This window comes from Microcoleus sp. T3_B1, assembly GCF_036700445.1.
Taxonomy (GTDB): domain Bacteria; phylum Cyanobacteriota; class Cyanobacteriia; order Cyanobacteriales; family Microcoleaceae; genus Microcoleus.
Genome location: NZ_JAUBOX010000139.1, coordinates 1 through 11,063 on the forward strand (window position 1 = coordinate 1; position 11,063 = coordinate 11,063).

Below are 11,063 nucleotides of genomic sequence, written 5' to 3' on the forward strand. Positions count from 1 at the left end.
AATACGTAAATACCACATTTTTTATATTTGTCTTTTTGTCAAGTACAATTTATACTAAATTAGATGAGCTTACCCTGTTTGGTCTAATGGCGATCGTTATTCCGGGAATTGGCTTTATGGAAAATATTATGGCTATGGAATATACACATGGGCTAATGGCAATCGCTTTGAAGGGCAGTGGCAGAATGACAAGGCCAACGGTTTAGGAATAATTATATATTCTGATGGCACTCGTAAATCAGGAAATTGGAAAAATGGTGAGTTAATTTCATCACCTAGCCCTTCACCAAGTCCCTGATAGTAAAAAACACGCCCTTGAATTACGATCGCCCCTTCACTCCTAAAAGCGCTCGCACCTCATCACCCTCACCTTTCTACAACCTTCTCCCATCGCCTGCTTTAAAGGTTTTTGAAGCGCGATCGCCCTTAACAAATAATAAAAAGCCCGATCGCTCAATCGTCCCTTAAAGCCGACAGTGTTAAGGAATGAAAATCCGACCAACTCCTATATAGTTTTCGATGTAAAGTACAAGCTCAATCAAGCGATCGACACATTGCTCCCGATAGTCACGCTCAGCCACTCGATCGATGTTTCCGAGAGTAACAACAGGTAGCGAAGTTGGTGAACTTTCTTCACGAATAACTTGCTCTAACGAATCTGTTCCTTTCATACTGCGATTTGCTGTCAGCAGAATCATCTGGTTGTCTTGAGCAAATCGCCAAACTATTCGATCGCTACTATTAATTGGTAACTGAACTTCTTCAAAAATCACGAAGCGAATCGATAGTAAATCAAGCCAACCTCCGGCAGTTATGCTGCCAAAAAGCATGAGAGCTTGCCCCTCAATATTATGGTCAATTATAAAAATCATCAGCTTGATACAGCAAGTCTAGCTTTTCGTGCCTGAAGTTTTGCCCAAGCTGCCTCTCGATCGGGCTTTGGCGGCATTCCTGCAATCTGAGCGAGTCGATCGCGATTGCGATCTTCCCAATACTGCCGGATTTCTTCTGCCTGTTGCAAAACTATTTGATACTCTGCCTCTACTTCAGTACGATTTGCTTCAATATAGGACATTGCTGCGTTGAATTGTTCGTCGGTTATGTAAAACTGATTGTGGATTAGCTTGGGTGGATAGCCAGCGCAGATGTAATCCATGAGTTGATAAAGTGTAATCCGCGTACCTGCGATCGTGAGTCCGCGCTCGGTGCGAATAATGGTTGATTTTCCGCTTGATACCGAAGTCATAGTTGTAACCTTTAAGCGATTATCTTCATTTTACCTTACTGTATCGACTCATAAATTCTCGCCCTCCAATTCAAATCCCTTCCACTCCATCATACTTTCAAAGATTCTCGCTGCTGCTCCCTAGAAGGCACTCCATAAGCAGTATGAGGTCTAACATCAGGCGGTTGAAGCCCCAAAACAATTGATTTAGCCGGAACTCCCGCTGCAACTAACTCCTCAGCAATCAGGCGATCGGTATTATTTGCTTGAATCCACACCTGAGAGTCAATAATATCAATATGAATCACGCAATGGTGAATGCGCTGCTCGTTAAACCAACCTATATTTATTAACATATAGCGGTCATTTTCCAAATCAAAAATTATTTCATTTTGGGTTCTACTGTCAAAAACGGGAATCTCAGCGTATTCAGTAAGGAGCTGCTTAACAAGTTTGCGATAATTATTTAAGCTATCCATTGTACTATTTCCTCTATTTTTTGGTTGAAAACAACCAAATTTAGACGGTTATTATCTAGCAATATCTGACCCAAATTTTCTCCTTCACAAAGCTCTGTAAAAGCATTTAGTGGAATTGCCAGATACAGTTGTCTTTCTGATTCCGTCCGTTTTAAGATGTCATAGTAAAGAGTATATTGACCCAAAGCTTGCTCTAAATCTGCAATTCTAGACTCTCCGATCAAACTTTTAACTTCAACGGCTATCTTGCGATCGTTGTTCTTAGCAACTAATAGCTGTTCGGCACCAAGATCGATAGGTTTCTCTTCGCCCAAGCCAAGGTATACGGATCGTGGGTAATTGTCCAGCCAGCCTTAATGAGAGCCTGTTTGACAACTTGATGATAAATGTCTCTTGCTGGCACGATCGCTCTCTTTTGCGATCGAGGTTGACACTGACTATTATTTATAATGTGCAGAAGTCTCAACCATTATTCGAGAAATTCAATCTGAAACAACACGATCGCCCGTTAGCGAAGCCCTCGAAGAGGATCGCCCTACCCAAATAGTCCTGCACCCACGTCGAGGCCAGAAACCGGGTTTATTCGTAGATTTCTAGTTGAGAATATGCGATTTTTCATAGAAACCCGGTTTCTTCGCGTAAGTCCCACCAAATCAAAAATATTGCCACTGTCTAAATATAATTAAAATTTGTTAAGATTAACTCGACCTCAGCGCCGGCATCCCATCCGCCGCTAAACCTGCCCTTCCCCAGTCCCTACAACAATGCTGCGACTCGAACACATCAGTAAAATTTACCCCACAGGCGTCGTACTCAAAGATGTCACCTGGGAAGTCAAACCGGGCGATCGCATCGGCTTAGTCGGCGTTAACGGTGCCGGTAAATCCACCCAACTCAAAATCATCGCCGGCGAAATAGAACCCACCGCAGGCGAAGTCATTCGCCCCGCCAGCCTCCACATCGCCTACCTCTCCCAAGAATTTGAAGTCGATCCAACTCGCACCGTCAAAGAAGAATTTTGGCGCGCCTTCAGCGAAGCCAACGAAGTCCACGAATCCCTGATGCAAGTCCATCGAGACTTGGAAAACTCCTCCCCTGAAAATCTCGACGAACTGATCCACAAAATGGATCGGCTGCAACGGCAATTTGAAGGCTTAAACGGCTACGGTTTAGAAGCCCAAATCGAGAAAATTCTGCCCGAAATCGGATTTGAACCCGAAGATGGCGATCGATTAGTCAGCGCCTTCAGCGGCGGCTGGCAAATGCGGATGAGTTTGGGCAAAATTCTCCTCCAAAAACCCGACATCCTGCTGTTAGACGAACCTACCAACCACCTCGACTTAGAAACGATCGAATGGCTGGAAGTATACCTCAAAGGGCTGACAACCCCAATGGTAATCGTATCCCATGACCGAGAATTTCTCGATCGGCTCTGCACCCAAATCGTCGAAACCGAACGCGGCGTTTCCAGCACCTACCTCGGCAACTACTCCTCCTACCTGCTGCAAAAAGCAGAAGCCAGAGAAGCCCAACTCAGCGCCTACGAAAGCCAGCAAAAAGAACTCGAAAAACAGCAAGCATTCGTAGAAAAATTCCGCGCCAGCGCCACTCGCAGCACCCAAGCCAAAAGCCGCGAGAAACAGTTAGACAAAATCGAACGCATCGAAGCCCCCACCGGCGGATTAAAAACTTTGCATTTCCGCTTTCCCCCCGCACCCCGCAGCGGCCGCGAAGTAGCAATAATTGAAGATTTGGTGCACACCTACGGCGAAAAAATCCTATTTTTGGGAGCCGACTTATTAATTGAAAGGGGCGATCGTATAGCCTTTCTAGGTCCCAACGGCGCGGGCAAATCCACCCTGCTACGACTGATTATGGGTTTAGAAAAGCCTTCTGAAGGTACGGTAAAATTGGGAGGCCACAACGTCATCCCCGGTTACTTTGAACAGAATCAGGCAGAAGCCTTAGATTTGAATAAAAGCGTGATCGAAACCATTCACGACGAAGTACCCGACTGGAAAAATGAAGAAGTTCGGACTTTGTTGGGGCGGTTCTTGTTTACCGGCGAAACAGTATTCAAACAGGTTGGCGCTTTAAGCGGCGGCGAAAAAGCCCGCCTAGCTTTGGCAAAAATGCTGTTGACTCCCGTGAATTTGCTGATTTTGGACGAACCGACAAATCACCTCGACATTCCGGCGAAAGAGATGATGGAAGAAGCGATTCAGAATTATGACGGTACCGTAATTATCGTTTCGCACGATCGCTATTTCATCTCCCAAGTCGCCAACAAAATAGTCGAAATCCGGGATGGAGAGTTTCGCCCTTATTTGGGAGATTACCACTACTATCTCGATAAAATAGCCGAAGAAAAAGAGCTAGCAAAAATCGCCAAACTTGAAGCTGAAAAAGCGGCTAAAAAAGCTGAAAAAGAAGCGAAGAAAAAAGCAACAGCTAAGCAAAAATAAAGCGGCAACGGTCGTAGATAAACCTTACATCTGCGTTCATCTGCGTTCATCTGCGGTGAGAAATAAAAAATCCCTATTTCTCACCGCATATTCTATTAATAATCTGATTCGCCTGCGACTCATAACTCCCACCAAACAAATTAAAATGATTCAAAATGTGATATAGATTATATAAAGTTTTGCGCTGCTCGTAGCCTCCATCCAACGGCAAAACCTGATTGTATCCTCGATAAAACTGCGGCGCAAACCCGCCAAATAACTCCGTCATCGCGATATCAACTTCTCTATCTCCCAAATAAGTTGCTGGGTCAAAAATGACCGGTTCCCCCGCAGATGTCACCCCCGCATTTCCCCCCCACAAATCCCCGTGAACTAGCGAGGGTTGAGGTTCATAACCTGCTAACAACTCAGGAATCATCTCTAATAAACGTTCCCCTTGCGGAAAATGACCGCCCCGACGCCTAGCCAATTTTAACTGATAACCAATCCGATGTTCTGCCCAAAATTCTGCCCAATTGGCCGTCCAATTATTAATTTGCACAGTTGAGCCGATCGTATTATTAACACTCCAACCAAAACGTCTCTTCAGCAAGGCAGAATCAAGCTCTTCTCCCCCCCAAGTGTAGGGGCGGTGCCCCCGTGCCCGCCCTGAGCTGGGGGGGGTGTATTTGTGCATTTCGGCGAGTTTTCGCCCCATTTCTTCCCAAGCTCGATCGCCCCCGCGACTTCCCAAATCCAGCCATTCCAGCACAATATAAGCGGAATTCCCCTCAGTTCCCCAGCAAATCGGCTCAGGTACTCGAATCGTCTGGGTTTCCCGCATTTGCTGCAAACCCAGCGCTTCTGCTTCAAACATCGCGACTTGGGAAGCTTGATTGATTTTCACGAAGTAAGTGCGGGAACTGCTGCTGATAGAATAGCCTTGATTGATGCAGCCACCGCTGACGGAACGGCGATTGGCGATCGAAAATGTTTCTCCGGCTGTTTCACAGATGTGCGCGGCAATTTTCTCCCACATAGCATGAAATCGTGTTTAGTGCGATCGTAATTAGTTTAACAGCTAGAGTAACAAATATCGCAAATCAAGCTTTGGTAAATTATCCAGCACTTTGATTTAAAACTGCCTCAATTTGCCTTTCTATTTCTTGAAGTTCCCGACGTTTTTCAGCCAGCCAAACTTTTTGGACCTCGCATTCTGCTTGATTTTGGCGATCGCGCTTTTCCTGCTGTTCTAATAAATTTTCCCACAGCGACATTGCTTGTGCGATAGCACCGCTACTCGTCTCAACTCTTTCTTCAAATACTGCAATAATTCTTTCGTGTATCTTATCAAAAATCGACTGCGAAGATTCGTCGAACTTCTTAAACCCTAACTCAAAGACTTTTTGCTTAATCTGAACATGAATTCCATCAACATCTAGCCATCCGAACCCAAATGAGCCACCCGCAGCACTCGCTAATCCCCCTAAAATTACTGGAATAATACCAAGTCCTGTAAACGCCAGCAATATAGCCGCGACGGCTCCACCAAGACCTAAACCACCCAAAAAACCTCCAGCACCTCCAATATCTGAGTCGATTGAGGGAGCGATATCTAGTCCACCGATACCAATTCTATCCAACTTTTCTGCTATTCCTAAGTTCTTGAATTGAGTAACAAGGCTAGTGCTAAGTCGCCGATCGAATTCTTGAAACTCTTGTCGGATTGCATAAATCTCTTCTTTAATTTTTAATTCTAAATTTTCTATTTTTTGTTTTACTATAAACTGCAATTTTTGCTCGATCCAGATATCAATTTCTTGTGTTAGTTCCAACACAAATTGATTAGCATAATTTAGAATTAATTTGTCTTGGCTCAAAATATGATTATGCTCCGAAGTCCATTTATTACTTTTTGTAGCGAGGCGCTCGCCCAATCCTTCCGCCCATTCATTCCAAGATTCAATAGCTTCTCCTACAGCTTCCTCCCTCAGTTCATTAGCTAAAATTCTAATCTTAACATCGCGGCCGCTTGCTTCCGCCATTTGTTCAAAAATCTTCGCCTTATCTCCTTGAGAAACTGTCAAATTTCCTTCTAACATTTCCCTATATTGACTCAATTCATCGCAGCCAGTATTAATAATTTGCTTAATTCCGGCGGCAGATTGCTGAAGAGCGATCGCCCCCCGTTCAACTGTCAAAAACTCTTCCATAGATTTAGTAAAATCCTGAAAAGATTTCACATACTCATTTTCCGTTCCGTCCAAAATTGCCTCAAGTGCAGATTGAGCCGAAATAAAATGAATCCGGTTTTCACCCACAATAAAATTGTGATTTTTAACAAACCTTTCTACCTTTTCTCTTACCTGCTTTCCGCTTCCTTCCCGGCGCAGCAAATCGGCAAAATTAACTAAAACAAAAATATTTCTCGCAGCTTCATTATCTTTACCCTGATTCAACTCTTTTTTCAAGTACAACAGGAGTTCTCGCTCTTTTTCTGTCAAAGCATTTTGAGCGTGAGTCAAAAAAATCACCGCATCAGTTGTTTTGAGAACCTGTTCGGTGACTAACGTGCGTTCCGCTTGTTCGTTCAATCCGGGAGTATCAATAATTTCTACACCATTGGTACACAATTCGAGATTCGGATGCTCGAAAATGATTTCTTTGATTTCGGAATTGACAATTTCATCTCCAACAGAACCTAAAGCAGCTTCCTCAGAAATCGATGCTTTATCTTTATATTGCTCAGGTGAAATCTCCTCTTCGCGTCCATCGTTGTATTTGCAAATTACCCGCTGATGTAGCCCGTGTTTCAAAACCGTTACCGTACCGCTACAGGGAATATCCCGCACGGGTTGAATTTCTTCGCCCAGCAAAGCATTGAGTAAAGTTGATTTGCCTTTACTAAACTCGCCGACAACAGCCACGCGGAAACATTGAGATTGCAATTTACGAGATATCTTTGTTACTTCTTCTGTTAAATTAGGAGATAGCACGTTGCGATCGCTTCCATCTCGCAGGGTTAAACCTAGTTTTCCACAAACAGCATCCAGTTGTTGCCGATACTCCTGAAAATTTTTCAACTCCTGATAGGACGAGACTGAATTTTTGTGATTTTTTTGCTGTTTCGGTTTGGCTGGCAAATGTTGGATAATGTGACTAGCAGCACGGACAAACATAGAATCGAGAGATTGAAATTGTGCTGGAGCGAGTAACGAGTGGACTTCTGCTAAAGTTGCTGTATCGCTGATTGCTTGATTGCTAAAACTCGCTTCCAAAACAGTCAAAAATCGCCCAGCAATTCCGAGTCTGTTGGCGATGTTTTGCAAATACTGTTTTTCGCGATCGTCTATTGTCCCATCTGCCGCCGACATTTGATACCCAAAACTAATCAGCAGTAGTTTTTCCTCCTCAGAAAAACACGCTGTCAGCGCCAGCAACGCCGTCACTTTATTGTAAACTTGCCGGTCTTGCACGCTCTTAACCATCGGCATTACCAATGGGCGCAAACTGTTGTTAGCGGGGATAAGTTCCGTAAAAGTTGTCCGCAATCGCTGCTTTTCCTCAGCACTTACCGTACCGTCGGCATGAATGACTCCCAACAATACCGTCACTAGCGCCGCCAGAAAAAGCAGAGGCGGAGTAATATCCTCTTTTCGTAGTTTTTGCCCAGTCAGCAGCGAAACAAGCTCAACCGTTTGCGGACTAATTAGCGAAGTGTCCATTTGCAGGGCGTAGTGATAATTTTTTTTTATTTAAACTATCATAATATATTAGTTATTCTGTGGTTTGCTACCAGGGTAAAAATTGATGATGAACTTTGTATTTCCCGCAGCGGTACAGGCTGCGATCGAGGCTGGCAAGTACGCACAAGTGTTTACATCTGCTGGAGTGCCGATCGGCATGGCGAGAGATGCAGCGACGGGACAGTTTGCGGCCCATGCCGTCGGCGCGGCCCTCAACAATAGCCCTCTCTCCCCCTTAGTCTCTCCCATGCAGCTTGTTATGGGCGGCTTGCAGATGCAGCAAATGCACATGGGCTTTCAAGCCGTCCAAGCCAGTTTGGGCGTGCTGCAAGCGACAACAGCCGTCATTGGTGTTGGAACTTTCGCCGGGGTAGCCTTGTCGGCGGTGAATTTGCACCAGACATTGAAACTAAAAAAAGCAGTTGAAAAGCTGGAAGTTAAAGTAGAAAACGGTTTCATCAATTTAGAACAACTTTTGAAAGGCCAAGGTGCGGAAATTAAGCAATTAATTTCCGAAGTTGTTGCAGATATAAAATTTGAGAACCACCGTTTAGTCTTAGTGCAGGCTTACGGGTTATTTAATCAAGCAATTCAACGAATGCGATCGGCTTTGCGACTGGAAGATATCAACCGCCGCAATGCTGAAATTGATGCGGCGCGGGGGATGTTGTTTGAAGCTTTAGCCGATTACAGAAACCCGCATTTGTTGGCAGAAACCTGTGCGGCGGGACAGTTGCGCCGATTAGAGTGCGGTTGGGCGATCGAGCAAAGTATTATCGGCACGTATCAGGTGCAGAATGAATTTGGTGCTGCGGGCGATCGGATTTCTCAACTGCAACAAAAAATCCGTCAAGACGGCCTCGGTATTATAGACTGTTGTGACTCAGACGAAGAGCTTGACTTTCTTTTTCCTGAAATTACGCGAATTCACAATCACGATTTAGCCGCATTAGACATTTGGCTTCATCAGATTGAATGGATTAAATCTTTGCCGCCAAGTGAGTTAAAGCAGTTGCAAAGTGCTGATTTTAATAAATCTGACTCGGCTGTTAAGGTGGAGAAAAACTCAGCCGCAACAGCTTTAGCAATCCCAGACGAACAGTTATTTTATGAAAATTTGCGGCCGAAGTCTCATTTTTATGCGCTTCGCACTCAACTGGAATGGATGCTCGATCGGCAGCGACGTGAAAATTATGAAGATTATATCATTAAGCAAGGGCAAATAACGGGTCATAAAAGTTTAGTAGCGTCGAATTTGGAAAAAGCCTCTGATTTTGCTGTTGCTAATCTCTTTTACTACTTCAGAGTCCGAGATGAATCGGAAGAGGAATTAGAATTAGATGCCGATCGAACTACAACTGATACCGCTACTCCTACCGTTGTTGCAGAATCTTCCCCAAGCCATAAGGTTAAGCAACAAATTTATGAAAAAGTCAAAGCCGTTGTTGCCAAGCAACTAGAAGTTGATGCAAGTGAAGTCACCATCAACGCTAATTTTGCCAATAATTTAGGAGCCGATTCTCTCGATGCAGTAGAGCTAATCATGGCGATCGAGGAGGAATTCGACATTGAAATTCCCGATGAAGCTGCGGAGAACATAGAAACGGTTCAACAGGCTGTTGATTACATTTACAAAAAAGTTGCTGTTTAAAAAGCAAAGACAGTAACCAAGTTCAAATTCCTGAAACAGAAAAAAGCACTAGAAAGACTTAAAGGTTTAATGTAATACCAACTCAGAAGAGCGATCGGTGTAGGTACACAGCACTGCCGTTTCCCTACCAAGAACTCAGGCACAGCGGAAAACAAATTCTGTACGAGCCATGTCATTTTTAGTACAACAATAATCAAAGAAAATGAAGTCTAAATCAGTTACACAAATCAGCGGTCTTCCCGGTCAATTAGTCGGTGCAGTTCCACTCCGAACCAGTGGAACTGGAACTCTTAAAATTATTGGGGACACCTTACAAGGAAATTTCACTTCATTTTTTGGCTTAGAAATCAAAGAAATTGTCATTCCCATTCAAAATGTCAAAGCAGTTGAAATTGGGGAAGGCTGTACTTGGTGGCTGCTCGGACTCGGAATTTTAACCCTCGGTTTCTTCTTCATTGGTATTATATTTATTGTGTTGGCTTTTGTTGTAAAACAGCGTTATATTGTCATTTATACAAGTAGAAATAATCTGATTCTGTTTTGTGCAAAAAATGATAAAATCAACCAGTTTCGGAACGAAATTATAGAAGCTTGTCGTCCTAAACTGAGCTATATTTCCCGACCCTCTCAGTCTCCACCAGCACCACCTTCTTTAGCCAAAGTGATTGATACTTAGCTAAATTTACCAGGGCGATTGCTATTTCTACCAAAGTGCGATCGGCTCTTCTCTTGAAGAAAGCACGAAGCGCGGTTAGAACAAAAAAGTTAGGGACATACAGTTTAAGGAGTAAAAATCTAATGCAACTAATTTTGGCAGAATTTTGTGGACGCTGGGGCTGTTCTTGGTGGGAGAACATTATCACCATCATCTTGGTTAGTCTGAAGGGTAAGGGTGCTGTACTATTGCTGGGATTATTGCTGATGTCGATATTTTTGGTCGTTCTAATATTGCTAGTAGGCTTGATAACAGCTTTTGAATTTATTGCTAGTTTTGGGAGAGACAAACAACAACCCCAAAACCCAAACAATTCTCATGAACAGGATCAAAGCATTTTATCAGCAGGAGCTAAGTTTGTCGGTCGTAGAGGAGCTAAATATTTGGGTCGTAAATTGAGAGAAGTAAACAAACATGAAGATATGAACAATCAAGATTAGTCTCAGCAAAGAGATAAACATAACAACAACCCAGATCGGTATCCTTTCTCTATTTTTTGTTTAATCATCTCAACAAACAAGGCCCTTTTCTTGATATCAGAAAGAGGCTTTATCTTATTATAAAATCCCAGGCATCGATCTATTTTCTCAGGCAGTGACCCGCCAAATATCTTCGCCACATGGGGATTTAACAACCGAGTTGAGGATGGAATCGGATTGGTGGCAGTGCGTCTGTGTAGAGACCGAAAAACTAGAAGGGTAAAAAACCCTGAAGACTGCAGAGAAATAAGTCATCATCATCACCATGTAGAAAGAGAGGTCAAGCCCTCGGTCTATTAGTACGCCTCAGCTTCATCCCTCTCA

General features: G+C 43.7%; 10 protein-coding genes and 1 pseudogene. 5 read left to right on the forward strand and 6 right to left on the reverse strand.

The features are described 5' to 3' along the window. The first annotated feature begins 139 nt into the window (after nucleotides 1–139). Nucleotides 140–298: a hypothetical protein gene (locus QT990_RS35955; protein WP_445252095.1), complete on the forward strand. Its 159-nt coding sequence runs from the start codon at nucleotides 140–142 to the stop codon at nucleotides 296–298. Between the two features lie 181 nt (nucleotides 299–479). On the opposite strand, the gene QT990_RS34400 is transcribed toward QT990_RS35955, so the two are convergent. From QT990_RS34400 to QT990_RS34415, 4 genes and pseudogenes are all read right to left on the reverse strand, one after another. Beyond that, the gene (locus QT990_RS34400; RefSeq protein WP_333147654.1) at nucleotides 480–872 is read right to left on the reverse strand and encodes an ACP S-malonyltransferase; all 393 of its coding nucleotides are present in this window, start codon (nucleotides 870–872) and stop codon (nucleotides 480–482) included. After that, the gene (locus QT990_RS34405; protein ID WP_333147652.1) at nucleotides 872–1,246 is read right to left on the reverse strand and encodes a DUF433 domain-containing protein; all 375 of its coding nucleotides are present in this window, start codon (nucleotides 1,244–1,246) and stop codon (nucleotides 872–874) included. Before QT990_RS34405 ends, QT990_RS34400 begins: the two co-directional genes overlap by 1 nt. 89 nt (nucleotides 1,247–1,335) lie before the next feature. Next, nucleotides 1,336–1,704 carry a XisI protein gene (locus QT990_RS34410; protein WP_333147650.1) on the reverse strand — a complete coding sequence of 123 codons (369 nt, stop codon included), beginning with the start codon at nucleotides 1,702–1,704 and terminating at the stop codon, nucleotides 1,336–1,338. Then, nucleotides 1,692–2,107: pseudogene (locus tag QT990_RS34415) on the reverse strand (element excision factor XisH family protein). The gene QT990_RS34410 and the pseudogene QT990_RS34415 overlap by 13 nt, the downstream one beginning before the upstream one ends. A 361-nt stretch (nucleotides 2,108–2,468) precedes the next feature. On the opposite strand from QT990_RS34415, the gene QT990_RS34420 reads away from it, so the two are divergent. Next, nucleotides 2,469–4,169: an ABC-F family ATP-binding cassette domain-containing protein gene (locus tag QT990_RS34420; RefSeq protein WP_333306534.1), complete on the forward strand. Its 1,701-nt coding sequence runs from the start codon at nucleotides 2,469–2,471 to the stop codon at nucleotides 4,167–4,169. A 73-nt stretch (nucleotides 4,170–4,242) separates the two neighbouring features. On the opposite strand, the gene QT990_RS34425 is transcribed toward QT990_RS34420, so the two are convergent. Together QT990_RS34425 and QT990_RS34430 are read right to left on the reverse strand one after the other, a co-directional pair. Further along, the gene (locus QT990_RS34425; RefSeq protein ID WP_333306533.1) at nucleotides 4,243–5,187 is read right to left on the reverse strand and encodes a fructosamine kinase family protein; all 945 of its coding nucleotides are present in this window, start codon (nucleotides 5,185–5,187) and stop codon (nucleotides 4,243–4,245) included. A gap of 79 nt (nucleotides 5,188–5,266) precedes the next feature. Further along, on the reverse strand, nucleotides 5,267–7,873 hold the full coding sequence (locus tag QT990_RS34430) for a dynamin family protein (RefSeq protein WP_333306531.1): 2,607 nt from the start codon (nucleotides 7,871–7,873) through the stop codon (nucleotides 5,267–5,269). 1,441 nt (nucleotides 7,874–9,314) lie between these two features. Between QT990_RS34430 and acpP the strand changes: the two genes are divergently transcribed. From acpP to QT990_RS34445, 3 genes are all read left to right on the forward strand, one after another. Further along, nucleotides 9,315–9,545, forward strand: a complete 231-nt coding sequence (gene acpP, locus QT990_RS34435) for an acyl carrier protein (RefSeq protein ID WP_333283457.1) — start codon at nucleotides 9,315–9,317, stop codon at nucleotides 9,543–9,545. 202 nt (nucleotides 9,546–9,747) lie between these two features. Continuing rightward, nucleotides 9,748–10,221 (forward strand): hypothetical protein, encoded by a 474-nt coding sequence (locus QT990_RS34440; protein WP_333147641.1) that lies wholly within the window; start codon nucleotides 9,748–9,750, stop codon nucleotides 10,219–10,221. A gap of 122 nt (nucleotides 10,222–10,343) precedes the next feature. Next, on the forward strand, nucleotides 10,344–10,700 hold the full coding sequence (locus QT990_RS34445) for a hypothetical protein (protein ID WP_333101778.1): 357 nt from the start codon (nucleotides 10,344–10,346) through the stop codon (nucleotides 10,698–10,700). Nucleotides 10,701–11,063 lie beyond the last annotated feature (363 nt).

Coding starts and splice junctions, on each gene's coding strand:
- QT990_RS34445 (WP_333101778.1), top strand. CDS start 10,344: ATGCAACTAATTTTGGCAGAATTTTGTGGACGCTGGGGCTGTTCTTGG.
- QT990_RS34425 (WP_333306533.1), bottom strand. CDS start 5,187: ATGTGGGAGAAAATTGCCGCGCACATCTGTGAAACAGCCGGAGAAACA.
- QT990_RS34420 (WP_333306534.1), top strand. CDS start 2,469: ATGCTGCGACTCGAACACATCAGTAAAATTTACCCCACAGGCGTCGTA.
- QT990_RS34440 (WP_333147641.1), top strand. CDS start 9,748: ATGAAGTCTAAATCAGTTACACAAATCAGCGGTCTTCCCGGTCAATTA.
- QT990_RS34430 (WP_333306531.1), bottom strand. CDS start 7,873: ATGGACACTTCGCTAATTAGTCCGCAAACGGTTGAGCTTGTTTCGCTG.
- QT990_RS34400 (WP_333147654.1), bottom strand. CDS start 872: ATGATTTTTATAATTGACCATAATATTGAGGGGCAAGCTCTCATGCTT.
- QT990_RS34410 (WP_333147650.1), bottom strand. CDS start 1,704: ATGGATAGCTTAAATAATTATCGCAAACTTGTTAAGCAGCTCCTTACT.
- QT990_RS34405 (WP_333147652.1), bottom strand. CDS start 1,246: ATGACTTCGGTATCAAGCGGAAAATCAACCATTATTCGCACCGAGCGC.